Origin of the sequence: Pseudomonas sp. 18-147 (assembly GCF_051048045.1) — a bacterium.
Taxonomy (GTDB): domain Bacteria; phylum Pseudomonadota; class Gammaproteobacteria; order Pseudomonadales; family Pseudomonadaceae; genus Pseudomonas; species Pseudomonas aeruginosa.
The window spans coordinates 3,867,394-3,890,233 of record NZ_CP182296.1 but is presented as its reverse complement, the minus strand read 5'-3'; the positions used below and the strand labels follow the sequence as shown (position 1 = coordinate 3,890,233).

General features: G+C 68.4%; 21 protein-coding genes. 17 read left to right on the top strand and 4 right to left on the bottom strand.

The window, feature by feature from the left end:
- Window positions 1-35: 35 nt before the first annotated feature.
- From ACM0M4_RS18405 to ACM0M4_RS18375, 7 genes are all read left to right on the top strand, one after another.
- Complete coding sequence (locus ACM0M4_RS18405; RefSeq protein WP_003097872.1) at window positions 36-860, top strand: AraC family transcriptional regulator; 825 nt, start codon at window positions 36-38, stop codon at window positions 858-860.
- 40 nt (window positions 861-900) lie between these two features.
- On the top strand, window positions 901-1,542 hold the full coding sequence (locus tag ACM0M4_RS18400; RefSeq protein ID WP_003122890.1) for a LysE family translocator: 642 nt from the start codon (window positions 901-903) through the stop codon (window positions 1,540-1,542).
- 101 nt (window positions 1,543-1,643) lie between these two features.
- The gene (locus ACM0M4_RS18395; protein WP_023096833.1) at window positions 1,644-2,456 is read left to right on the top strand and encodes an alpha/beta fold hydrolase; all 813 of its coding nucleotides are present in this window, start codon (window positions 1,644-1,646) and stop codon (window positions 2,454-2,456) included.
- The gene (locus ACM0M4_RS18390) at window positions 2,453-3,313 is read left to right on the top strand and encodes an alpha/beta fold hydrolase (protein ID WP_003097867.1); all 861 of its coding nucleotides are present in this window, start codon (window positions 2,453-2,455) and stop codon (window positions 3,311-3,313) included. Before ACM0M4_RS18395 ends, ACM0M4_RS18390 begins: the two co-directional genes overlap by 4 nt.
- Before the next feature lie 79 nt (window positions 3,314-3,392).
- A complete protein-coding gene (locus ACM0M4_RS18385) occupies window positions 3,393-4,055 on the top strand; it encodes a glutathione S-transferase family protein (RefSeq protein ID WP_003114590.1) in 663 nt (220 codons plus the stop codon).
- Between the two features lie 8 nt (window positions 4,056-4,063).
- Entirely contained in the window at window positions 4,064-4,870 is an 807-nt protein-coding gene (locus ACM0M4_RS18380; RefSeq protein WP_003097863.1) for a DUF4892 domain-containing protein, read from the top strand.
- Window positions 4,871-5,035: 165 nt separating this feature from the next.
- Entirely contained in the window at window positions 5,036-6,103 is a 1,068-nt protein-coding gene (locus ACM0M4_RS18375; RefSeq protein ID WP_003097861.1) for an AI-2E family transporter, read from the top strand.
- A gap of 51 nt (window positions 6,104-6,154) precedes the next feature.
- Here ACM0M4_RS18375 and ACM0M4_RS18370 read toward each other — a convergent pair whose 3' ends face one another.
- The 4 genes from ACM0M4_RS18370 to ACM0M4_RS18355 form a co-directional block, all read right to left on the bottom strand.
- Entirely contained in the window at window positions 6,155-7,429 is a 1,275-nt protein-coding gene (locus tag ACM0M4_RS18370; RefSeq protein WP_003114593.1) for a CynX/NimT family MFS transporter, read from the bottom strand.
- Window positions 7,430-7,444: 15 nt separating this feature from the next.
- Window positions 7,445-8,092, bottom strand: a complete 648-nt coding sequence (locus ACM0M4_RS18365) for a FadR/GntR family transcriptional regulator (RefSeq protein WP_003097856.1) — start codon at window positions 8,090-8,092, stop codon at window positions 7,445-7,447.
- 137 nt (window positions 8,093-8,229) lie between these two features.
- Complete coding sequence (locus tag ACM0M4_RS18360; protein ID WP_115288821.1) at window positions 8,230-9,759, bottom strand: 3-hydroxyacyl-CoA dehydrogenase; 1,530 nt, start codon at window positions 9,757-9,759, stop codon at window positions 8,230-8,232.
- 3 nt (window positions 9,760-9,762) lie between these two features.
- Window positions 9,763-10,548 (bottom strand): enoyl-CoA hydratase, encoded by a 786-nt coding sequence (locus ACM0M4_RS18355; RefSeq protein WP_003087516.1) that lies wholly within the window; start codon window positions 10,546-10,548, stop codon window positions 9,763-9,765.
- A gap of 241 nt (window positions 10,549-10,789) precedes the next feature.
- Here ACM0M4_RS18355 and ACM0M4_RS18350 point away from each other — a divergent pair, with 241 nt between their 5' ends.
- The 10 genes from ACM0M4_RS18350 to ACM0M4_RS18305 all read left to right on the top strand — a co-directional run bounded on the left by ACM0M4_RS18350 (window position 10,790) and on the right by ACM0M4_RS18305 (window position 22,840).
- A complete protein-coding gene (locus ACM0M4_RS18350; RefSeq protein WP_003097851.1) occupies window positions 10,790-11,656 on the top strand; it encodes an IclR family transcriptional regulator in 867 nt (288 codons plus the stop codon).
- A gap of 54 nt (window positions 11,657-11,710) precedes the next feature.
- Window positions 11,711-12,865 carry an acyl-CoA dehydrogenase family protein gene (locus ACM0M4_RS18345; RefSeq protein ID WP_054376287.1) on the top strand — a complete coding sequence of 385 codons (1,155 nt, stop codon included), beginning with the start codon at window positions 11,711-11,713 and terminating at the stop codon, window positions 12,863-12,865.
- A 187-nt stretch (window positions 12,866-13,052) separates the two neighbouring features.
- Window positions 13,053-13,142 carry a K(+)-transporting ATPase subunit F gene (locus ACM0M4_RS18340; RefSeq protein WP_003097848.1) on the top strand — a complete coding sequence of 30 codons (90 nt, stop codon included), beginning with the start codon at window positions 13,053-13,055 and terminating at the stop codon, window positions 13,140-13,142.
- 10 nt (window positions 13,143-13,152) lie between these two features.
- Complete coding sequence (gene kdpA, locus ACM0M4_RS18335) at window positions 13,153-14,847, top strand: potassium-transporting ATPase subunit KdpA (protein ID WP_034038668.1); 1,695 nt, start codon at window positions 13,153-13,155, stop codon at window positions 14,845-14,847.
- 11 nt (window positions 14,848-14,858) lie between these two features.
- A complete protein-coding gene (kdpB, locus tag ACM0M4_RS18330) occupies window positions 14,859-16,931 on the top strand; it encodes a potassium-transporting ATPase subunit KdpB (RefSeq protein ID WP_221345410.1) in 2,073 nt (690 codons plus the stop codon).
- 53 nt (window positions 16,932-16,984) lie between these two features.
- Window positions 16,985-17,536 carry a potassium-transporting ATPase subunit KdpC gene (gene kdpC, locus ACM0M4_RS18325; protein ID WP_003087529.1) on the top strand — a complete coding sequence of 184 codons (552 nt, stop codon included), beginning with the start codon at window positions 16,985-16,987 and terminating at the stop codon, window positions 17,534-17,536.
- A 107-nt stretch (window positions 17,537-17,643) separates the two neighbouring features.
- Window positions 17,644-20,301 carry a sensor histidine kinase gene (locus ACM0M4_RS18320; RefSeq protein ID WP_003114597.1) on the top strand — a complete coding sequence of 886 codons (2,658 nt, stop codon included), beginning with the start codon at window positions 17,644-17,646 and terminating at the stop codon, window positions 20,299-20,301.
- Window positions 20,302-20,401: 100 nt separating this feature from the next.
- The gene (locus ACM0M4_RS18315; RefSeq protein WP_003114598.1) at window positions 20,402-21,094 is read left to right on the top strand and encodes a response regulator; all 693 of its coding nucleotides are present in this window, start codon (window positions 20,402-20,404) and stop codon (window positions 21,092-21,094) included.
- Between the two features lie 121 nt (window positions 21,095-21,215).
- Window positions 21,216-22,124 carry a glutaminase B gene (gene glsB, locus ACM0M4_RS18310; RefSeq protein ID WP_003087537.1) on the top strand — a complete coding sequence of 303 codons (909 nt, stop codon included), beginning with the start codon at window positions 21,216-21,218 and terminating at the stop codon, window positions 22,122-22,124.
- Between the two features lie 110 nt (window positions 22,125-22,234).
- On the top strand, window positions 22,235-22,840 hold the full coding sequence (locus ACM0M4_RS18305; protein ID WP_034025211.1) for a DUF4893 domain-containing protein: 606 nt from the start codon (window positions 22,235-22,237) through the stop codon (window positions 22,838-22,840).

Genomic DNA, 22,840 nt, shown 5'->3' with positions numbered 1-22,840 from the left:
AGATCGTTCCGTCCCGCGGGCGGTAGAGTAGCGGGATGGAACAGATCACCCATCTCAGCAGCGGAATTCCCGGCGTACGCCTGATCGACGCCGAGCACAACCGCTTTTCCTTTCCCCGGCACTTCCACCTGGAGTACCACATCGGCTTGCTGTTGCAGGGCCGGCATCGCTATGCCGCCGGCGGCGAACGGCGCCTGGCCGGGGCCGGCGACGCGTTGCTGATGGCGCCGGAAAGCATCCACGACGGCAGCAGCGCCGGCGAGGAGGGCTACCGTATCCGCGTCCTGGCGCTCGATGCCGACTGGCTGGAGCGCGCCAGCCGTGACTTCAGCGACGGCCGCCGGGGGGCGCCGCGCCTGACCAGCAGCCTGGTCCGCGACGAGCGTCTGCAGCAGCGCCTGCGTCAGTTGCACCTGGGCATGCTCGGCGGAGCGGCGGCGCTGGAGAACCGTCTGGCCCTGGAAGAGCACCTCTGGCAGGCGCTGGCCTGCCTGCTCAGCCTGGGCAGCAGCCTGCGCCTGGAGGAGGGCGACCGGGAAGGCTTCGGCCAGCGCGACTGGACGCGGCTGCGCGACTGGCTGGAGTCGCGCCTGGAGTACCCGCCGAACCTGGAGGAACTGGCCGCCTTCTGCGGCCTGAGCCCCTGGCAGGTGCTGCGGCGCTTCCGCCGTCACTGCGGCCTGCCGCCCCATCAGTGGCTGACCCAACTGCGCCTGGAGCGCGCCTTGCCGCTGGTTCTGCGCGGCGAGCAGCCATTGAGCCAGGTGGCCCAGCAGTTCGGTTTCTACGACCAGGCGCACTTCAGCCGTCTGTTCCGGCGCACCTATGGGTTACCGCCGGCGCGCCTGCGCCAGCGCTGATTCGCGTTTTCCTTTCCGATCCCTTTTTCGTGGAGTAGCCATGCAGGAATTGTCTGTCTTGCTGACCCTGGCGGCAGTGTTCGCCATAGCCCTGGTCAGCCCCGGTCCCGATGTCGCCCTGGTGGTGCGCACGTCCCTGCACCAAGGGCGGCGGGCCGGCCTGGCCAGCGCGCTGGGGCTGGCCTGCGGGATTCTCCTGCATACCACCCTGGTGCTGACCGGCGTGTCGCTGCTGCTCAGCCGTACGCCTGTGCTGTTCGCCATCCTGCAGGCGCTCGGCGCGCTGTACCTGGCCTGGCTCGGCGTCGGCGCGCTGCGCGCCTGGCTGCGGCGCGGCGACGGCCAGCCGGGCCGGCTCGACGGGGCACTGCCGCCGTCGCCCCTGGGGCCCTGGCTGCGCGGAGTGGCGACCAATCTGTTCAATCCCAAGGCGCTGGTGTTCTTCATCGCCTTGCTCGGCAGCCTGATTCCCGCGCAGATGTCGCTCGGCGGCAAACTGGCGGTGGCGGCGCTGCTGTTCGGCATGGGCGCCTGCTGGTTCGGCCTGCTCAGCCTGACCCTTACCCGCCCGGCCCTGCAGGCACGCCTGTTGCGCGCGGTGCCCTGGCTGGACGCGGCCTGCGGGGTGGTGTTCCTGCTGGTGGCGGCGGCGATCCTCGAGCATCTCGTCCGCTCTGCCTGAGGTTTTGGCCGCTTCGCCGTGCAAGGCAGCCGGCAAAGCCATTGCCGCCTCGGCGAGGCTGCCGGAGAATCCCTGGCATCAGCCCTGTCGAGACGTCGCGCATGTCGCAATCGGTTTTCTTCGCCCACGCCAACGGCTTCCCGTCGGCTACCTACGCCAAGCTGTTCGAGGCGTTGGCGCCGGAGTACCGGGTGGATCACCTGGAAATGCACGGGCACGACCCGCGTTTCCCGGTGAACGACAACTGGGACAACCTGGTGGACGAACTGCTGCACCACCTCGCCAGCCTGGAACAGCCGGTCTGGGGCGTCGGCCATTCCCTCGGCGGCGTGCTGCACTACCACGCGGCGCTGCGCCGGCCGGAACTCTACCGCGGCGTGGTGATGCTCGATTCGCCGGTGCTGACCCTCGCCGACCGCCTGATGATCCGTGCCGCCAAGCGCTTCGGCTTCATCGACCGGATCACTCCGGCCGGGCGCACCCTGGGGCGTCGCGAGGCGTTCCCCGACCTGGAAGAGGCGCGGGCGTACTTCTCCGGCAAGGCGCTGTTCCGCCGCTTCGACCCCGATTGCCTGGAGGCCTACGTACGCCACGGGCTGGCCGACAGCGGCGGCGGTTCCGGCCTGCGCCTGCGCTTCGATCCGGCCACCGAGATCAGCATCTACCGTAGCGTGCCGCACAGCAGTCCGGGGCGTCCACGACAGTTGCAGGTGCCGCTGGCGATGGTGCGCGGGCGGCACAGCAAGGTGGTGTTGCCGCACCACACCCGGCTGATCCGGGCGATGCCGCGCGGCGAGTTCATGTCGCTGCCCGGCGGCCACATGTTCCCGCTGGAGCGCCCGCGGGAAACCGCCGAACTGCTGAAAGGCGTGTTCGATCGCTGGTCGCGGGCGACCGAGGAGCGTTCGGCATGAGCCTGCAGGTCGAGGAAGTACGCATCAGCCTGCCGCACATCGAACTGGCCGCGCATCTGTTCGGTCCGCCGGACGGCAAGCCGGTGATCGCCCTGCATGGCTGGCTGGACAACGCCATGAGCTTCTCGCGCCTGGCGCCGAAGCTCGCCGGGCTGCGTATCGTCGCCCTCGACTTCGCCGGCCACGGGCATTCCGCGCATCGTGCCGAGGGCGCCAGCTACCTGCTCTGGGACTACGCGCTGGACGTGCTGATGGTGGCCGAGCAACTGGGCTGGGAGCGGTTTTCCCTGTTGGGGCACTCGATGGGCGCCATCGTCTCGGTGCTGCTCGCCGGGGCCTTGCCCGAGCGCATCGAGCGGCTGGCGTTGATCGATGGCCTGATTCCCTACACTGGCGAAGCCGACAAGGCGCCGCAGAAGCTCGGCGAAGCGCTGAAGGCGCAACTGGCGCTACGCCACAAGCGCAAGCCGGTCTATGCCGAGCTGGAAAAAGCCGTGGAAGCGCGGATGCGCGGGGTCGGCGAGATCTCCCGGGAGGCCGCCGAACTGCTCGCCCAGCGCGGCCTGGAACCGGTGCCCGGTGGCTATACCTGGCGCACCGACGCGCGCCTGACCCTACCGTCGCCGCTGCGCCTGACCCAGGCCCACGCGCTGAACTTCGTGCGCAGCGTGGAATGCCCGGTCAGCCTGGTGCTGGCCGAACAGGGCATGCTGGCGGTGGAGCCGCGCATGCGGGCGCTGCTGGAGACCCTGCCGTTCGAGCGGCACCACCTGCCGGGCGGGCATCACCTGCATCTGGACGATGAGGCCGGGGCGCAGGCGGTGGCCAGGGTCTTCGCGGCCTTCTTCGCGCGCTGAAACACCGGCTTGCCGTTGTTTCCTTGACTATTCCGGGTCCAGCCGTAAGGCTGGACGGATCGTTACGGAGAGTCACCGCATGATCGATCTCTACACCGCCGCCACGCCGAACGGCCACAAGGTTTCCATCGCCCTCGAGGAAATGGGCCTGCCCTACAGGGTGCACGCGCTGTCGTTCGACAAGAAGGAGCAGAAGGCTCCGGAATTCCTCAGGATCAATCCCAACGGCCGCATCCCGGCCATCGTCGACCGCGACAACGACGACTTCGCCGTCTTCGAGTCGGGCGCGATCCTCATCTACCTCGCCGAGAAGACCGGGCAACTGATGCCCACCGACGTCAAGGGCCGCTCGCGGGTGATCCAGTGGCTGATGTTCCAGATGGGCGGGGTCGGCCCGATGCAGGGGCAGGCCAACGTGTTCTTCCGTTATTTCCCGGAGAAGTTGCAGGGCGCCATCGACCGCTACCAGCATGAGACCCGGCGCCTCTACGAAGTTCTCGACGGTCGCCTGGGCGAGGCCGAGTACCTCGCCGGCGACTACAGCATTGCCGATATCGCCACCTATCCCTGGGTGCGCATCCACGACTGGTCCGGTGTCGCCGTCGACGGGCTGGACAACCTGCAGCGCTGGATCGCCGCCATCGAGGCGCGTCCCGCGGTGCAGCGCGGACTGCTGGTGCCGCGGCGGGAGAAGGAGGGCGACGACGCCATCCGTACCGCCCAGTCGATGCTGACCCGTTGAGGGCCGGTATGCGAGGGTTCCTGTTGCTATCCCTGGGCGTTTTCAGCTTTTCGGCGCTGGCCGCCGACCTTCCCGGCAGCCATGACCTGGACATCCTGCCGCGCTTCCCGCGCGCCGAGATCGTCGACTTCCGTCAGGCGCCGAGTGAGGAACGGATCTACCCGCTAGGGGCGATCAGTCGCATCAGCGGTCGCCTGCGCATGGAGGGCGAGGTGCGCGCCGAAGGCGAGCTGACCGCACTGACCTACCGCTTGCCGCCCGAGCACAGCAGCCAGGAGGCGTTCGCCGCGGCGCGCACCGCGCTGCTCAAGGCCGACGCCACGCCGTTGTTCTGGTGCGAGCGACGCGACTGCGGCTCCAGCAGCCTGCTGGCCAACGCCGTGTTCGGCAATGCCAAGCTGTACGGCCCGGACGAGCAGCAGGCCTACCTGCTGGTGCGTCTGGCGGCGCCGCAGGAGAACAGCCTGGTGGCGGTCTACTCGATCACCCGTGGCAATCGCCGCGCCTACCTGCAGGCCGAGGAACTCAAGGCCGATGCGCCGCTGGCGGAACTGCTGCCGAGCCCGGCGACCCTGCTGCGCCTGCTCAAGGCCAACGGCGAACTGACCCTCAGCCATGTGCCGGCGGAGCCGGCCGGCTCCTGGTTGGAGCTGCTGGTGCGGACCCTGCGCCTGGATACCGGGGTGCGGGTCGAGCTGTCCGGCAAGCACGCCCAGGAGTGGCGCGACGCCCTGCGCGGGCAGGGCGTGCTGAACAGCCGCATGGAGCTGGGCCAGTCGGAGGTCGAGGGCCTGCACCTCAACTGGCTGCGTTGAACGCGTTCGCCCGGGCCTGCGGGCCCGGGCGATGGCGAAAATGCCTTCGGCAAGGCCGCCCGCCAGAGTAGACTGCCTTTCCCCCGCGCCCCACGCTCCGGCTGGAAACGGCGCACGCCGAGCGCTGTCTATCGGTGTATCCCCCTTTGAGGAAGGCCTGCCTTGATGTTCGATAACGATCGGCTGTTGCTTCGCGTGCTGCTGTTCGGTCTGCTCGGTGCCAGTCTCTGGGTGCTGGCGCCATTCTGGTCGGCGCTGTTCTGGGCCGCGGTGCTGGCTTTCGCCAGTTGGCCGCTGATGCGCATGCTCACGCGCCTGCTCGGTGGCCGCGAGTCGCTGGCGGCGGGCCTGCTGACCCTGGGCTGGATCGTCCTGGTGGCATTGCCGCTGATCTGGCTCGGCTTCGGCCTGGCGGACAACGTTCGCTCGCTGATGGAGCTGCTGAAGAATCTCCAGGTCGAGGGCCTGCCGCCGCCGCCTTCGTGGATGGCCGGCGTACCGCTGATCGGCGACCGCCTGATCGGCTGGTGGGACTCCATCGACCAACAGGGCGTGGCGTTCTTCTACGTGCTCAAGCCCTATGTCGGCGAGGTCGGCAACTGGCTGCTGGCGCGCAGCGCGAAGATCGGCGGAGGGATCCTTGAACTGGTCCTCAGCCTGATCCTGATCTTCTTCTTCTACCGCGACGGGCCGCGCCTGGAGTCCATCGTCCACCGTGCCCTGGAACGCCTGATCGGCAACCGCGCGGAGCACTATCGCGACCTTGTCGCCGGCACCGTACAGCGGGTGGTCAACGGGGTGATCGGTACCGCCGCGGCGCAAGCCCTGCTGGCCTGGATCGGCTTCATGATCGCCGGCGTACCGGGAGCCATGCTGCTCGGCCTGCTGACCTTCGCCTGCAGCCTACTGATGGTCCCGCCGCTGGTCTGGGGGCCGGCCACCGCCTGGCTGTTCTTCAAGGGCGACTATGGCCACGGGGTGTTCCTCGGCCTGTGGGGCTTCTTCATCATCAGCGGGGTGGACAACATCCTCAAACCCTACCTGATCAGCCGTGGCGGCAACCTGCCGCTGGTGGTGGTGCTGCTCGGGGTATTCGGCGGCCTGCTGGCGTTCGGCTTCATGGGCCTGTTCCTCGGCCCGATCCTGCTGGCAGTGGCCTACAACCTGCTCAGCGACTGGATCGCCAGCACGCCGCGGACGCCGCCCGCCGAAGGGCGCGGCCCGGATGCCTGAGTGACGAAGGAGAAAAAGCCCCGCGATGCGGGGCTTTTTGCGTCTGCGGGGCTACAGGTGTTCGCTGCGGGCCCCCACGTACTGGCTGCGCCCGGCGCCGAGGCCGAACAGGGTGGCGGCGATGGCGACGCCGATGAAGATATAGCCGACCGCGTTCCAGCCGCCGGTCAGGTCGTGGACCACGCCGACCATGAACGGCCCCATGGCCGCCAGGGTGTAGCCGACGCCCTGGGCCATGCCCGACAGATGCGAGGCGACGTGGGCGTCGCGCGAGCGCAGGACGATCAGCGCCAGGGCGATGCTGAAGGTACCGCCCTGGCCGAGGCCGAGCAGGACCGCCCAGCCCCAGATGGTCTGCAGCGGCGCATAGAGGAAGCCGAGCAGGCCGGCGAGGGTGGTCGCCATCACCAGCACCACCGCCAGGCGCTGGTCCCTGGCGCGAGCGGCGAGCCAGGGCGCGAGCAGGGCGGTGATCAGTTGCAGCATCACCGAGCCGGACAGCACCAGGCCGGCTTCTACCGCAGTCATGCCGCGGTCGATCAGGATCGACGGCAGCCAACCGAAGACGATGTAGGCCAGGGACGATTGCAGGCCCATGTACAGCGTGACCTGCCAGGCCAGCGGGTCGCGCCACAGGCCGATGACACGGAAGGCCTGGCGATGGGCGTGCTGGCCCTGGCGGGTCTGCGGCAGCCAGAAGGCGGCGGCGAGGATCGCCGGCAGCGACCAGAACGCCAGCGCCAGTTCCCAGTTGCCGAAGAGCTTCTCCAGCGGCGCGGTAGCGCCGGCGGCGAGCGCTGCGCCGAGGCACAGGGCCATGGTGTAGACCCCGGTCATCACCCCGGCCTGGCGCGGGAAGTCGCGTTTGACGATGCCCGGCAGGAGCACGCCGATGATGCCGATGCTGGCGCCGGCCAGGACGCTGCCGGCGAACAGGCCGAACACCGGGAACAGGCTGCGCAGGACGATGCCGCCGGCCAGGCAGAAGAGGATCAGCAGCACGCTGCGCTCGGCGCCGATACGCCGGGCCAGGCGCGGCGCGAGCGGCGCGAACAACCCCAGGCAGAGTACCGGCGCGGTGGTCAGCAGGCCGGCGGCAGCGGCCGAGAGGCCGGTATCGTCGCGCACCTGGTTGAGCAGGGGGGCGAGGCTGGACAGCGCCGGGCGCAGGTTCAGCGCCACCAGCACCAGGCCCAGCAGGAGCAGCCAGGGGCGTAGTGGCGGCGCCGGCGGAACTGGTTCGTCGTCGACTTCGGCATCGATCAGCAGTTCTTCCGGAGGATGGCCGGGATGCGCTCCCGGCCGGGCATTCAAGGCGTGAGTCATGGGTCTGTCCCGGGTTCAGATCAGCAGTGCGCGGTTGGCCGCGGCGGCAGCGTCCGGGTCTCCGCGTTCTATGGCGTCGAGCAGTTGCTGGTGCAGCTCGAAGCAGGGCTGGGCCCTTTGTGGGTCGGCCATGGTGCGTTCCAGCGAGGTCCGGATGACCTGCGAGAAATAGCGGTAGAGTTCGCTGAGCACCGGATTGTGGGCGGCATCGACCATCCGTTGGTGGAAGCGGACGTCGTGCTCTATGTAGTCCTGCAGGTCGGCGCTGCCGTAGCGCTGGCGCGAAGCGTCGAGATGTTCGCGCAATGCGCTCAGGTCGCTGTCGTCGCGGCGAACGGCTGCCAGGCGCGCCGCCTCGATCTCGATCATCCCGCGTGCCTCCAGGGAGTGCTGCACCGCGCTGCGCGCCAGCACCAGCATGGTTTCCAGCGGATCGGCGCAGGCGCGCACGTAGGTGCCGTCGCCCTGGCGGACTTCCAGCACGCCGGAGAAGGTCAGCACCCGCACCGCTTCGCGCACGGTGTTGCGGCTCATGCCGAGCAGCTCGGCGAGTTCCGGCTCCGGCGGCAGGCGCTGGCCGAGCGGCCAATGGCCGGCGTCGATGCGCTGGCGGATCTGCTCCAGGGCGATGTCCACCAGGGAGCGCTTGAGGGGAATGGTCACGGAAGAAACATCCAATCATCGGATGAATTTGCGCGCAGGATACCTCGGCAGCTGCAAGCCCGGAAAGCGTCGCTCGGGGAAAAAGCGTTGGCTTGGCGGCGAGACGCATGACGCTGCGCCGCCAGGTCGCCGATGCGTCAGCCTACGGCGGCGGTTTCGCCGGCGCGCAGGGAGATGCCCAGTTGCGCTCGTCGGCGCAGCCAGGGACTGGGCCGGTAGCGCGGGTCACCGGTAAGCGTCTGCAAGCGCTGGAGAATGCTCAGCAGGCGCCGCGGGCCGAGGCGGTCGCCCCATTCCAGCGGGCCGTGGGGATAGCCGAGGCCGAGGTGCACCGCCTGGTCGATATCCTCGACGCTGGCAATGCCCTGCTGGGCGATGTCGCAGGCGAGGTTGACGATCATCGCCAGTACCCGCTGGACGACGAAGCCGGGACTGTCGCGCAGCAGCGTGACCCCGACGCCGTCGCCAGCCAGTAGCGCGTGGGCGGCGTCGCGCATGGCCGGGGTAGTCAGTGGCGAGAGCATCAGGCAGCGCCGGCGCTCGAGGTCGCAGAGCAGGTCGATGCCGACGCTGCGCTCGGCGGGACAGGCGAAGCGCTGCACGGCGCTGCTCAGGTCCTCGCCCCAGGCGGCCAGCAGGCAGAGCGCTGCGGCGGAAGGGCGTTCGCCGGTTTCCGGCTCGACGCCGAGGCGATGCAGCAGTTCGGCGAGCGTGCGACGGTCGTCCTCGTTTTCGCAGCCCAGCCACACCGGGGGCCGGATGGCGGCCTGCGGCACCGGTTGCGGACCGGGCTTGTCCTGCGGCTGGCCGTCGACGTAGCGATAGAAGCCCTGGCCGCTCTTGCGCCCGAGACGGCCGGCGGCGAGCAACTGGCGGGTCAGCGGGTGCGGGCGGTAGCGCGGTTCCTGGTAGTACTGCTGGTAGATCGATTCCATTACCGGGTGCGACACGTCGAGGCCGGTAAGATCGAGCAGTTCGAACGGCCCCATGCGGAAGCCGGCACACTCGCGCAGCACACGGTCGATCTCGGCGCATTCGGCGACGCCTTCGCCGAGGATGCGCAGGGCCTCGGTGCCATAGGCGCGGCCGGCATGGTTGACGATGAAGCCGGGGCTGTCCTTGGTCCGTACGCCGCGGTGGCCCAGGCGCGCGGCGAGGGCGAGCAGGGCGTCGCCGACTTCCGGAGCGCTGGCCAGGCCGTCGACCACCTCGACCACGCGCATCAGCGGCACCGGGTTGAAGAAGTGAAAGCCGGCGACCCGCTGCGGCCGCTCGCAGGCGGCGGCGATGGCGGTGATCGACAACGACGAGGTATTGCTGGCGAGGATGGTCTCCGGCGCGACTATGGCTTCCAGCCGGCGCAGCAATTCCTGCTTGGCCTCCAGGCGCTCGACGATGGCCTCCACCACCAGTTCGCAGTCGCCCAGTTGTTCCAGGCGTTCCGCCACCCGCAGCCGGTTTTGCGCGGCCTCGGCGTCGGCGGCGCTCAGCTTGCCTTTGCCGCACAGGCTCTCGAAGGTCTGCCGCAGGCGCTGGCGTGCCTTGGCGGCGGCCTCGGCGCGGCTGTCGAACAGCCACACAGTCAGGCCGGCCTGGGCGGCGATCTGGGCGATCCCGGTGCCCATCGCACCGGTACCGACCACGGCGATACAACGAATATCGGGCATCGTCTATTTCCCCTGGTAGTTCGGCGGGCGTTTCTCTAGGAAGGCGTGCATGCCTTCCTTCTGGTCCTGCGAGTCGAACAGCAACTGGAACGCCTTGCGTTCCAGGGCCAGGGCACTGTCCAGCGGCAGGTCGGCACCGGCCAGGACCACCTCCTTGATCTGCGCCAGCGCCAGAGGGGGCAGGCGGGCGATCTCCGTGGCCAGTTCCAGGGCGCGCGCCAGCGTCGACTCGTCCGCCACCACTTCGCTGACCAGGCCCATGGCCAGCGCTTGCGGAGCCTTCACCAGGCAGCCGGTGAACAGCATGCGCAGCGCCTGGAACTTGCCCACCGCCCGTACCAGGCGCTGGGTGCCGCCGGCACCCGGCATCACCCCGACCTTGATCTCCGGCTGGGCGAACTGTGCCGACTCGCCGGCGACGATCAGGTCGCAATGCATCGCCAGTTCGCAGCCGCCGCCCAGGGCGAAGCCGTTGACCGCGGCGATCACCGGCTTCGGGCAGCGCGCGATGGCTTCCCAGTAGCGCTCGCTGTGGCGGCCGTACAGGCCGATCGCCGTGCTCGTCGAGAGATCGCGGAGATCGGCGCCAGCTGCAAAGCAGCGCGAGTCGCCGGTGAGCACGATGACGCGGATCGCCGGATCCGCGCCGAGCGTCTGGAAGTGGCTGGCGAGGCGCTGGCGCACTTCGTCGTTCAGCGCGTTCCTGGCTTGCGGACGATTGAGGCGAAGCAGGGCGATATCGGCTGCGGGAAATTCGAGCAGGACCACGGGCGAAGGATCGGCGGACATGGAAGCTCCGATGAATTGATATTTCGCTATGCGAAATATAGTTTCATGATTTATCGAAAATAATCAGCGCCAGCCGGGGCGTTGTAAATACTCGCGTCGGATTTTGGACGATCTACTTATACAATTTACTGTTTTAAAAGGATTTTATTTTCGTTGTTGAAAGTGCATGGGTTCTTCTATTAGTTTCGCTATGCGAAATATGATTTTGTTTTATTGATTTTTTGAAAAAGGGGTCCCTACTATGCGCGGCAACGACGAGCGCCGGAGTCCGGCGGAAGGTGCCAGTACGGAAGCGGAAGTGTCCGCCTTCGAAGCTGTGCTGATCGACCCGATGCAGGAGAAAGACGAGGAACTCAAGGACCGCCAGTTCGTCACCGCGCTGGCCCGCGGGTTGGAATTGCTGCGCTGTTTCACACCACGGGAAAGCCTGCTGGGCAACCAGGAACTGGCGAAGAAGACCGGCCTGCCGAAGCCGACGGTGTCGCGTCTGACCCACACCCTGACCCGGCTGGGCTATCTGCGTCACCTGCCGCATAGCGGCAAGTACCAGTTGGAAGTGGGCGTGATGTCGTTCGGCTACGCGATGCTCTCGAACCTGTCGATTCGCGCGCTCGCCCGCCCTTTGATGGAAGAGATGGCCGGCTACGCCAAGGCCGCGGTGGCCATGGCGGCCCGCGACCGGCTGAGCATGGTCTACCTCGACGTGGTGCATGGCGAGGCCAACCTGACCATGCGTCGCCAGGTCGGCAGCCACCTCTCGCTGCACCGCAGCGCGATCGGTCGGGCCTGCCTGGCGGCGATGCCGGAGGACGAGCGGGAGTTCATCCTCGGGCACATCCGCAAGCGCCACCCGGAAGACTGGCCGGAAGTGCGCAAGGGGCTGGAGCGGGCCTTCCGCGACTATGCCGACTACGGCTTCTGCCTGTCGCTCGGCGAGTGGCAACGCGACGTCAACGCGGTGGGCGTGGCCTTGCACCATGAGAGCCATGGGCTACTGGCGTTCAATTGCGGCGGGCCGAGTTTCCATCTCAAGCGCGAGAAACTGGAGGACGACATCGGCCCGCGCCTGCTGCACATGGTCCACAACATCGAGGCCGCCACCCGCTGACCGAGGCCGGTGACGGAATCATGGCAACCGGCCTAGGGGCCTATTGGAGTGAGCATGATTCGTGATCCGGAAACCCTGAACCTGCTGCTGGACAGCATCCGCCAGTTCGTCCGCGAAAGCCTGGTGCCTCATGAGCAGGAAGTGGCGGAAACCGACCGCATTCCCGAGGCGATCATCGCCCGCATGCGCGAGATGGGCCTGTTCGGCCTGTCGATCCCGGAGGCCTACGGCGGCCTCGGGGTGACCATGGAGGAAGAGGTGAGCATCGCCTTCGAGCTGGGGCGGACCTCGCCAGCGTTCCGTTCGCTGCTGGGCACCAACAACGGCATCGGCTCCCAGGGCATCGTCATCGACGGCACCGAAGAACAGAAGCGGCGCTACCTGCCGCGCCTGGCGTCGGGCGAACTGCTCAGTTCGTTCTGCCTCACCGAACCGGACTCCGGTTCCGACGCCGCCTCGCTGAAGACCACGGCGGTGCGTGACGGCGAGCACTACGTGCTCAACGGTACCAAGCGCTTCATCACCAACGCCCCGCAGGCCGGCATCTACACCGTGATGGCGCGCACCGACCCGGTGATCCGTGGCGCCGGCGGAATCTCCGCTTTCGTCGTCGAGCGCGGTACGCCCGGGCTGTCCCTGGGCAAGCCGGATCGCAAGATGGGACAGAAGGGCGCGCATACCTGTGACGTGATCTTCGACGACTGCCGGGTGCCTGCCAGTCAGTTGATCGGCGGGGTCGAGGGCGTCGGCTTCAAGACCGCGATGAAGGTGCTCGACAAGGGCCGCCTGCACATCGCCGCAGTCTGTGTGGGGGTCGCCGAGCGGATGCTCGAGGATGCGTTGCGCTATGCCCTGGAACGCAAGCAGTTCGGCCAGCCGATCGCCGAGTTCCAGTTGATCCAGGCGATGCTTGCCGACAGCAAGGCCGAAGCCTACGCGGCGCGCTGCATGGTCATCGACGCCGCGCGGCAGCGCGACGAAGGCCGCGATGTCGGTACCGAGGCGTCCTGCGCCAAGCTGTTCGCCTCGGAAATGTGCGGCCGCGTCGCCGACCGCGCGGTGCAGATCTTCGGCGGCGCCGGCTATATCGGCGACTACGGGATCGAGCGCTTCTATCGCGACGTGCGGCTGTTCCGCATCTACGAGGGCACCACGCAGATCCAGCAACTGCTGATCGCCCGCAACATGATCCGCGCCGCCCAGGGCTAGCGTCGATCCTTCGCCTTGTCACCGGCCGTGGCGCAGTCCCCGGCCGGTTGCTGTCCCAGGCGCTGTCCGCGCCACTCTTTACGCTTTCTTTATGCCGTCCGACGCGGCCCTGAATCGCTTCTTTACGCCCCCTTTGCGGAGACTTTCCCTCAAGCGGCAGAGGCCGCTCGAAGGAGAGATCGCACACATGACCGTTCTGGATTGGTTGTCCCTGGCCCTGGCCACGGGACTGTTCGTCTATTTGCTGGTGGCGCTGCTACGCGCCGACCGTGCCTAGGGGAGGGCACATGAACAGCCACGAGATTCTCTTGATCCTGGCCTTTTTCGCCCTGGTCCTGGTGCCTGCACCGTTCCTCGGGCGCTACTGCTTCAAGGTGATGGAAGGCCAACGCAATCTCCTCAGCGCGCCGCTGGCGCCACTGGAGCGCGTCTGCTATCGCCTGTTCGGCGTCGATCCGGCGAGCGAGCAGGACTGGAAGACCTACACCCTGGCGCTGCTGGCATTCAACCTGGCCGGCCTGGTCCTGCTGTTCTCGATCCTCATGCTGCAGGGCAGCCTGCCGCTGAACCCGCAGCACCTGCCGGGCCTGGAATGGACACTGGCGTTCAACACCGCGGTCAGTTTCGTCACCAACACCAACTGGCAGGCCTACAGCGGCGAGGCCTCGCTGAGCTACTTCAGCCAGATGGTCGGCCTCACGGTGCAGAACTTCGTCAGCGCGGCGGTCGGCCTCTGCGTGCTGGTGGCCCTGGCGCGCGGCATCAGCCGCCGCTCCACACGACAGCTGGGCAACTTCTGGGTCGACCTGACCCGCGGCACCCTCTACGTGCTGCTGCCGCTGTGCCTGCTGCTGGCGTTGCTGCTGGTCTGGCAGGGTGTGCCGCAGACCTTCTTCGACTATGTCCATGCCACCACCTTGCAAGGCGCCGAGCAGACCATCCCGCTCGGCCCGGCGGCCAGCCAGATCGCCATCAAGCAGCTGGGCACCAATGGCGGCGGCTTCTTCGGCGTCAACTCGACCCATCCGTTCGAGAACCCGAGCGCCTGGAGCAACCTGTTCGAAGTGGCCTCGATCATCCTGATCCCGGCGGCGCTGGTATTCACCTTCGGCCATTACGTGAAGGACCTGCGCCAGAGCCGCGCGATCCTCGGCTGCATGCTGCTGCTGTTCTGCCTCGGCCTGGGCTTGTCGCTGTGGGCCGAATACCAGCCGAACCCGGCGCTGGCGCAGTTGCCGGTCGAGCAGGGCGCACCGATGGAGGGCAAGGAGAGTCGCTTCGGCACCGCCGCCAGCATGCTCTGGGCGATCACCACCACCGCCGCCTCGAACGGCTCGGTGAACGCCATGCACGACAGCCTGAGCCCCCTGGGCGGCATGCTGCCGCTGCTGAACATGATGCTCGGCGAGGTGATCTTCGGCGGCGTCGGCGCCGGCCTTTACGGCATGCTGCTGTTCGTCCTGATCGCGGTGTTCCTCGCCGGCCTGATGGTCGGGCGGACGCCGGAGTACCTGGGCAAGAAACTCGAGGCGAAGGAGGTCCGCCTGCTGGTATTCACCCTGCTGGTGATGCCTGTCGGCGTGCTGGTGCTCGGCGCCATCGCCGCCAGCCTGCCGGGGCCGGCCTCGGCGGTGACCAATCCCGGCCCGCACGGCTTCAGCCAACTGCTCTACGCCTACACCTCGGGGAGCGCCAACAACGGCTCGGCGTTTGCCGGTTTCGGTGCCAACACGCCGTTCCACAACCTGATGATCGGCCTGGCCATGCTCATCGGCCGCTTCGGCTACATCCTGCCGATCCTCGCCATCGCCGGCAGCCTGGCGGCGAAGAAGGCCAGCCCGGTGGGGCCGAACAGTTTCCCGACCCATGGTCCGCTGTTCGCCAGCCTGCTCACCGTGACCATCCTGCTGGTCGGCGGCCTGACTTTCCTGCCGACCCTGGCCCTCGGCCCGATCGCTGAACAACTGAGCCTCGGCTTCTGAAGGAATCGCACATGAACGCTCAGACCCAGGCGTCCAAGAACGCCTTGCACAAATCGCTCGAACGTCGCCACAACGCGTCCACCAGCCTCGCCGCCTTGTGGCGGCCGGCGCTGCTGCAAGCCTTCGTCAAGCTCGACCCGCGCCAGTTGCTGCGCTCGCCGGTGATGCTGGTGGTCGAACTGACCGCCGTGCTCACCACCTTGCTGTGCTTCGTCCCCGACCAGGCGGTGCCGACCTCGGTGGCGCTGCAGATCGCCCTCTGGCTGTGGTTCACCGTGCTCTTCGCCAATTTCGCGGAAGCGCTCGCCGAGGGACGTGGCAAGGCCCGCGCGGACAGTCTCAAGGCCGGCAGCCAGGGCCTCTCCGCCAATAAGCGGCGCGCCGACGGCAGTTTCGAGAGCGTCGCTGCCAGCAGCCTGCGCAAGGGCGATGTGGTACGGGTCCAGGCCGGCGAGATGATTCCCGGCGACGGCGAAGTCATCGAAGGCGTGGCGGCGGTCAACGAGGCCGCCATCACCGGCGAATCGGCGCCGGTGATCCGCGAGTCCGGCGGCGATCGCTCGGCGGTGACCGGCAACACCCAGGTGGTGTCCGACTGGCTGCTGGTACGGATCGGCGCCAACCCGGGCGAGTCGACCCTGGACCGGATGATCGCCCTGGTGGAAGGCGCCAAGCGGCAGAAGACCCCCAACGAAGTGGCGCTGGACATCCTGCTGATCGGCCTGACCCTGATCTTCCTGCTGGTAGTGGTGACCCTCAAGCCGTTCGCCCTGTTCGCCGGCGGCAACCTGCCGCTGGTGTTCCTGGTGGCGCTGCTGGTGACGCTGATCCCGACCACCATCGGCGGCCTGCTCTCGGCCATCGGCATCGCCGGCATGGACCGCCTGGTGCGCCTGAACGTGATCGCCAAGTCCGGTCGCGCGGTGGAGGCGGCCGGCGACGTCCACGTGCTGCTGCTCGACAAGACCGGCACCATCACCTTCGGCAACCGCCGCTGCAGCGCGCTGTACGCCGCGCCGGGGGTGAGCGGCAAGGAACTGGCCGAGGGCGCGTTGCTGGCCTCGCTGGCCGACGACACCCCGGAAGGCAAGTCGATGGTCGAATACCTGCGCATCCTGCATCCGATCGAGGAGCCGCGCCGCGAGGAGCTGACGCCGATCGCCTTCAGCGCGGAAACCCGCTTGTCCGGGGTCGACTGGAACGGCCAGGTGTACCGCAAGGGGGCGGTGGATGCGGCGCTGCGCTTCATCGACCTGCCGCGGGAGAAGATGCCCGAGGTGCTTTCGCGGGAGGTGGACAAGATCGCCCAGAGCGGCGGCACCCCGCTGCTGGTGGTAGCCAACGGCCGGCTGCTCGGCGCCATTCACCTGAAGGACGTGGTCAAGCCGGGCATTCGCGAGCGCTTCGCCGAACTGCGCCGGCTGGGCATCCGCACCGTGATGGTGACCGGCGACAACCCGCTGACCGCCGCTGCCATCGCCGCCGAGGCTGGGGTCGACGACGTGATCGCCGAGGCTACCCCGGAGAAGAAACTGGCGCGGATTCGCCAGGAGCAGGGCGAAGGTCGCCTGGTGGCGATGTGCGGCGACGGTGCCAACGACGCCCCGGCGCTGGCCCAGGCCGACGTCGGCATGGCCATGAACGACGGCACCCAGGCCGCCCGCGAGGCGGCCAACCTGGTCGACCTGGACAGCGACCCGACCAAGCTGCTCGACGTGGTCCAGGTGGGCAAGGAGTTGCTGGTCACCCGCGGCGCGCTGACCACCTTCTCCATCGCCAACGACGTGGCCAAGTACTTCGCCATCCTGCCGGCGCTGTTCGTCGGCATCTACCCGCAGCTCGACGTGCTCAACGTGATGCGCCTGCAAAGCCCGCAGAGCGCGATCCTGTCGGCCATCGTGTTCAACGCGCTGATCATCGTCGCGTTGATCCCATTGGCCTTGCGCGGCGTGCGGGTGCAGGCGGCGGACGCTTCGCAACTGCTGCAGCGCAACCTGCTGATCTATGGCGTCGGCGGCCTGGTGGCGCCGTTCCTCGGGATCAAGGCGATCGACCTGCTGCTGACCGCCGTCGGCCTGGCATGAACAACGGCCCTCGCCGTCGGGCGAGGGCCTGGGACTGAAGAGAGGATCTGCACATGTTCAAGCAACTCCGTCCGGCACTGGCGTCACTGCTGGTGCTGAGCCTGGTCACCGGCGTGGCCTATCCGCTGCTGGTCACCGGTATCGCCCAACTGGCGTTCCCCGAGCAGGCCAATGGCAGCCTGCTGCGCGACGCCGAGGGCAAGGTGCTCGGCTCGCGGCTGATCGCGCAGAAGTTCGACGGCGAGGAGTGGTTCCATTCGCGGCCTTCGGCGGGCGACTACGCCACCGTTTCCAGTGCCGCGAGCAACCTGGCGCCGAGCAACCCGGCACTGGCCGAGCGTATCGCCAGGGACGCCGCCCAGGAGCGTATCGCCGACCAGGGGCCGGTGCCGCTGGCGCTGGTCACTACCTCCGGTAGCGGACTCGATCCGCAACTGCCGCCGCAGGCCGCGCGTTACCAGGCACTGCGGGTGGCCACGGCGCGCGGGCTGCCGCTGCGGCTGGTGGAAGACCTGGTGGAAAGCCACACCGAGCGGCCGCTGGTGGGGCCGGCGGTGGTCAACGTGCTGGCGCTGAACATGGCGCTGGCGGGGTTGAAGCGCTAGGTTTCCCCAGAGACCCGCGCAAGGGCTTGCAATATCGCCGCATCGGCGGATGATCGCCGGCGATCGTCCGCCCTGCGCGGCGCAGAGCAACGGAGTACGACCGATCCATGACCGACACCGCACGCGCCGACGCGCTGCTGGCCGACCTGCCCGCTGACGGGCGCGGCCGCCTGAAAGTCTTTCTCGGCGCGGCGCCGGGGGTGGGCAAGACCTTCGCCATGCTGCAGGCCGCCCAGGCCCAGTTGCGCCAGGGCGTGAAACTGCGCGCCGGGGTGGTCGAGACCCACTCGCGGGCGGAAACCGAGTCCCTCCTCGCAGGCGTGCCGCAGCAGCCGCTGCGCAGCCTCGAGTATCGAGGGATGAAACTGCAGGAAATGGACCTCGACGGTCTCCTCGCCGACCCGCCGGCGCTGGCCCTGGTCGACGAACTGGCCCACAGCAACGTTCCCGGCAGCCGCCACGCCAAGCGCTGGCAGGACATCCAGGAGTTGCTGGCGGCGGGAATCGACGTCTACACAACGGTCAACGTCCAGCACCTGGAGAGCCTCAACGACCAGGTCCGCGACATCACCGGCGTGCAGGTCCGCGAGACGGTGCCGGACTGGGTGTTGCAGGAGGCCTACGAGATCGTCCTCATCGACCTGCCGCCGCGCGAGCTGCTGGAGCGCCTGCGCGAGGGCAAGGTCTACGTGCCGGAACAGGCGCGGGCGGCGATCGATGCGTTCTTCTCGCAGACCAACCTCACCGCGCTGCGTGAACTGGCGATGCAGACCGCCGCCGCGCGGGTCGACGCCGACCTCAACCACCGCTACCGCCAGCGCGGCGAGGAAGCGCCGGCGTTGCGCGGGCGGCTGCTGGTGGGCATCGACGGTGACGAACAGGCCGAACGCCTGGTGCGCCACGCCTGCCGGGTCGCCGAACGTCGGCACCTGCCCTGGAGCGTGGTACACGTCGATACCGGCGGCTTGCGCGGCGAGCAGGCGCGGATGCGCCTGCAGGGTGCGCAGCAACTGGCCGAGCGGCTCGGCGGCGAGATCGTCGTGCTGCGCGCCGGCGAGGTGGCGCGGACCCTCCTGCAACATGCCCGCGAGCGCCGCGCCAGCCTGGTCCTGGTTGGCCAGTCGCGGCGCCGCTGGTACCGCCGGGCCTTCGGCGGTGGTCTCGCCGGGCGTCTGCTGCGCGACGGCCAGGGCCTGGAGATCAGTGCCCTGGACAGCGAGGCCGACCTGCGCCCGGCGGAACCGCGGCCACGCTATCCGGTGGTGTGGAACGACTATCTGCTGGCGCTGCTGGCGACCGCCCTGGCCAGCGGCCTGGCCTGGATCGTGGCGCACCTGCTGGAGCTGCCGAACATCTCCCTGGTGTTCCTGATGGCGGTGCTGCTGGTGGCAGTGCGCAGCAGCCTGATGCCGGCACTGCTGTGCGCGGTGGCGTCGTTCCTGGCCTATGACTTCCTGTTCATCCCGCCGCATTTTTCCTTCGCCATCCATCGCCACGAAGACCTGCTGAGCCTGGCGTTCTTCCTGTTCATGGCCGGCCTCACCGGCAACCTGGCGGCACGCCAGCGGCGCCAGCTGGAGGCGCTGCGCGATACCCAGGAGGAAACCAGCCTGCTGCTGGAGCTGTCGCGCAAGCTCACCGCCGCCACCGACCGCCAGGCGGTGCTGGCCGCCGCCGCCCAGCAGTTCGACGACTGGAAGGACGTCGAGGTCTGCCTGCTCGGTCAGGTCAATGGCGAGTGGAAGACCGAGGCCGGCGTGCAGCGGCAACTCGCCGACCAGGAACGGGTCGCCGCGGACTGGGCCTGGGCCCACGACCAGCCGGCCGGCCTCGGTACTGGCACGCTGCCCGGAGGACGCTGGTGGTGGTGGCCGCTGTCGGCGGAAGAGGGACCGCTGGCACTGCTCGGTGTCGCGCCGCTTGACGGCCAGCCGCTGAGCCCGCAGCGCCGGCGCCTGCTCGCCGCCCTCGGCCAGCCCCTGGCCCAGGCCCTGGCGCGGGCTCGCCTGGCCGAGGACCTGGAGGCCGCGCGCCTGCACGGCGAAACCGAGCAACTGCGCAGCGCCTTGCTCGCCTCGGTCTCCCACGACCTGCGCACGCCGCTGACGGCCATGCGCGGCTCCATCGACAGCCTGTTGGCGCTGGGCGAGGCGATCCCGCCGGCGGATCGTCGCGAACTGCTGGAAAGCACCCGCGACGAGGCCGAGCGACTGGACCGCTATATCCAGAACCTGCTCGACATGACCCGTCTCGGCCACGGTGGCCTGAAGCTGGCGCGCGACTGGGTGGCGCCGGGCGACATCGTCGGCAGCGCGCTGAACCGCCTGCGCGCGGTGCTGGCGCCGTACCGGGTGCAGGCGATCGTGGCCAACGACCTGCCGTTGCTCTACGTGCATGCGGCGCTGATCGAGCAGGCGCTGATCAACGTGCTGGAAAATGCCGCGCGCTTCTCGCCGAACCACGGCCGGTTGCGCATCGAGGTCAGCCAGGATGCCGCCGAGCTGCGTTTCGCGGTGAGCGACGAGGGGCCGGGGATTCCCGAGGCCGAGCGGGAGAAGATCTTCGACATGTTCTACACCGCTGCCCGTGGCGACCGCGGTGGCCAGGGCACCGGCCTGGGCCTGGCGATCTGCCAGGGCATGATCGGCGCCCACGGCGGGCGTATCAGCGTCGGCGAAGGCCTCGACGGTCGCGGCACCACGCTGGTCCTGCACCTGCCGCTGCATCCGCAGCCGGACCTCGGGCAACTGGAGGGCGACGAATGAGCCCGGCGCACTTGCCTGGCGCCTGCGCTCGCGCTATTCCTGCCGTTTCCGCGACGCCGCCGCTGGCCTGTCGCCGTGTTCACCTGCCGTGCCGAGTGCCATGACCCAATTGCAGAACAGCATCCTGCTGATCGACGACGAACCGCAGATCCGCAAGTTCCTCCGTATCAGCCTCAATGCCCAGGGCTACCGGGTGCTCGAGGCCGGCACCGGCGAAGAGGGGCTGGCCCAGGCCGCGCTGAACCGACCGGACCTGGTGGTGCTCGACCTCGGCCTGCCGGACCGCGACGGCCAGGACATCCTTCGCGACCTGCGCGAATGGTCGCAGGTGCCGGTGCTGGTGCTGTCGGTGCGCGCCAGCGAGGGCGAGAAGGTACTGGCCCTGGACGGCGGCGCCAACGACTACGTGACCAAGCCGTTCGGCATCCAGGAGTTCCTCGCCCGCGTGCGCGTCCTGCTGCGCCAGGCGGCGCAGGGCGAAAGCCCGGAGGCGTCGGTGGCGGTCGGCCCGTTGCAGGTGGACTTCGCCTATCGCCGAGTCACCCTGGAGGGTGCGGAAGTGGCGCTGACGCGCAAGGAGTATGCAGTGCTCGCCGCGCTGGCACGCCATCTCGGACGGGTAGTGACCCAGCAGCAACTGCTCAAGGATATCTGGGGGCCGACCCATGTCGAAGACACCCATTACCTGCGGGTCGTGGTCGGCCACCTGCGCCAGAAGCTCGGCGACGATCCGGCCAGCCCGCGCTTCCTGGTGACCGAGGCGGGTGTCGGTTATCGCCTGCGCGACAGCTGACGCGCAGCGCAATTCTGCGCGAGGGGCATGCCTCCCGTGCGTTCATCGCCTATGATGCCGCGCATTCGCGCTGGCCCGGATGCGCCCGGGTCGGTGCCCCGGTGTCACCACGAAGGTCATCATGCAGCAACTGTTGAACGAGATTCTCGATGAAGTCCGCCCGCTGATCGGGCGCGGCAAGGTCGCCGACTACATCCCCGCGCTCGCCGGCGTCGAGCCGAACCAGCTGGGGATCGCCGTGTACAGCCGCGACGGCGAGCTGTTCCATGCCGGCGACGCCCTTCGGCCGTTTTCCATCCAGAGCATTTCCAAGGTGTTCAGCCTGGTCCAGGCGATCCAGCATTCCGGCGAGGACATCTGGCAACGCCTTGGCCACGAGCCCTCCGGCCAGCCTTTCAACTCCCTGGTGCAGCTGGAGTTCGAGCGCGGCAAGCCGCGCAACCCGTTCATCAATGCCGGCGCCCTGGTGATCTGCGACATCAACCAGTCGCGTTTCGCCGCGCCGGCGCAATCGATGCGCGATTTCGTCCGGCGCCTGTGCGGCAACCCGGAAGTGGTGTCGGACTCGGTGGTGGCGCGCTCGGAGTACCAGCACCGCTCGCGCAACGCGGCGGCGGCCTACCTGATGAAATCGTTCGGTAACTTCCACAACGACGTCGAGGCGGTGCTGCTCAGCTATTTCCATCATTGCGCGCTGCGCATGAGCTGCGTCGACCTGGCGCGGGCGTTCTGCTTCCTCGCCGACAAGGGCTTCTGCAAGCACAGCGGCGAGCAGGTACTCAACGAGCGGCAGACCAAGCAGGTCAACGCGATCATGGCCACCAGCGGGCTCTACGACGAGGCCGGCAACTTTGCCTATCGGGTCGGCCTGCCGGGCAAGAGCGGTGTCGGCGGCGGCATCATCGCGGTAGTGCCGGGGCGCTTCACGGTCTGTGTCTGGTCGCCGGAACTGAACGCCGCGGGCAATTCGCTGGCGGGTATCGCCGCGCTGGAGAAACTCAGCGAGCGGATCGGCTGGTCGATCTTCTGAAACCGCCGCCCGTCGTGGCGGCGCTCGAATTCCCGGCGCCGCTGCGCTATGTTCTGCGGCTACCGCTTGCCGGCGCCGGATGCGCCGGTCCACTCGCCAGGAAGGTCGCCATGTCCCGTCCGATCCCCGTTTCCCGTGTCTTCGCCTGCCTCACCGTTCTCGCCGCCTGCGCGCATGCCGGCGCCGCCGAACCGGACTGGCGTGGCTACACCAGCGAACAGCAGCAGCGCAGCGTGCTGGCCGTCGAGCAGGACGCCCAGGCCATCAACAAGCGCTACTACGACAGTGCCTTCGAGGAATTCCTGCCGGAACTGGAGCAACTGGAACTCAGCCTGGCGCAGCCCGTCGTCGCCGTCGACGAGAAAGGCCTGCTGGGCGACTGGAAGTGCCGCTCGACCCAGGCCGACCAGTACGGCATCTATCGCTATCCGAACTTCCAGTGCCGCATCCGGCGTACCGACCGCGGCCTGTTCCTGGAGAAGACCAGCGGTTCGCAGCGGGTCAGCGGCTACCTGTTCCGCGAAGGCACGCAGCGCTACGTGTTCCTCGGCGGCGCCACGGTCAACGACGAGCCCCAGGTGGCCTTCAGTGGCCTGGCCCACGGCGCGCCGGCTGAGTCCGACGTGGTCGCGCTGCTGCGCCCGCACGCCGGTGGCTTCCTCCTGCTGTTCCCGGAACGGCGCGGCGGCTACGAGGTCCTCGAGTTCAGCCGCTGA

What these genes read in the sequence shown, in the direction of transcription:
- ACM0M4_RS18405 (WP_003097872.1), top strand. Translation starts at nt 36, where the DNA reads ATGGAACAGATCACCCATCTCAGCAGCGGAATTCCCGGCGTACGCCTG.
- ACM0M4_RS18400 (WP_003122890.1), top strand. Translation starts at nt 901, where the DNA reads ATGCAGGAATTGTCTGTCTTGCTGACCCTGGCGGCAGTGTTCGCCATA.
- ACM0M4_RS18395 (WP_023096833.1), top strand. Translation starts at nt 1,644, where the DNA reads ATGTCGCAATCGGTTTTCTTCGCCCACGCCAACGGCTTCCCGTCGGCT.
- ACM0M4_RS18390 (WP_003097867.1), top strand. Translation starts at nt 2,453, where the DNA reads ATGAGCCTGCAGGTCGAGGAAGTACGCATCAGCCTGCCGCACATCGAA.
- ACM0M4_RS18385 (WP_003114590.1), top strand. Translation starts at nt 3,393, where the DNA reads ATGATCGATCTCTACACCGCCGCCACGCCGAACGGCCACAAGGTTTCC.
- ACM0M4_RS18380 (WP_003097863.1), top strand. Translation starts at nt 4,064, where the DNA reads ATGCGAGGGTTCCTGTTGCTATCCCTGGGCGTTTTCAGCTTTTCGGCG.
- ACM0M4_RS18375 (WP_003097861.1), top strand. Translation starts at nt 5,036, where the DNA reads ATGTTCGATAACGATCGGCTGTTGCTTCGCGTGCTGCTGTTCGGTCTG.
- ACM0M4_RS18370 (WP_003114593.1), bottom strand. Translation starts at nt 7,429, where the DNA reads ATGACTCACGCCTTGAATGCCCGGCCGGGAGCGCATCCCGGCCATCCT.
- ACM0M4_RS18360 (WP_115288821.1), bottom strand. Translation starts at nt 9,759, where the DNA reads ATGCCCGATATTCGTTGTATCGCCGTGGTCGGTACCGGTGCGATGGGC.
- ACM0M4_RS18355 (WP_003087516.1), bottom strand. Translation starts at nt 10,548, where the DNA reads ATGTCCGCCGATCCTTCGCCCGTGGTCCTGCTCGAATTTCCCGCAGCC.
- ACM0M4_RS18350 (WP_003097851.1), top strand. Translation starts at nt 10,790, where the DNA reads ATGCGCGGCAACGACGAGCGCCGGAGTCCGGCGGAAGGTGCCAGTACG.
- ACM0M4_RS18345 (WP_054376287.1), top strand. Translation starts at nt 11,711, where the DNA reads ATGATTCGTGATCCGGAAACCCTGAACCTGCTGCTGGACAGCATCCGC.
- ACM0M4_RS18340 (WP_003097848.1), top strand. Translation starts at nt 13,053, where the DNA reads ATGACCGTTCTGGATTGGTTGTCCCTGGCCCTGGCCACGGGACTGTTC.
- kdpA (WP_034038668.1), top strand. Translation starts at nt 13,153, where the DNA reads ATGAACAGCCACGAGATTCTCTTGATCCTGGCCTTTTTCGCCCTGGTC.
- kdpB (WP_221345410.1), top strand. Translation starts at nt 14,859, where the DNA reads ATGAACGCTCAGACCCAGGCGTCCAAGAACGCCTTGCACAAATCGCTC.
- kdpC (WP_003087529.1), top strand. Translation starts at nt 16,985, where the DNA reads ATGTTCAAGCAACTCCGTCCGGCACTGGCGTCACTGCTGGTGCTGAGC.
- ACM0M4_RS18320 (WP_003114597.1), top strand. Translation starts at nt 17,644, where the DNA reads ATGACCGACACCGCACGCGCCGACGCGCTGCTGGCCGACCTGCCCGCT.
- ACM0M4_RS18315 (WP_003114598.1), top strand. Translation starts at nt 20,402, where the DNA reads ATGACCCAATTGCAGAACAGCATCCTGCTGATCGACGACGAACCGCAG.
- glsB (WP_003087537.1), top strand. Translation starts at nt 21,216, where the DNA reads ATGCAGCAACTGTTGAACGAGATTCTCGATGAAGTCCGCCCGCTGATC.
- ACM0M4_RS18305 (WP_034025211.1), top strand. Translation starts at nt 22,235, where the DNA reads ATGTCCCGTCCGATCCCCGTTTCCCGTGTCTTCGCCTGCCTCACCGTT.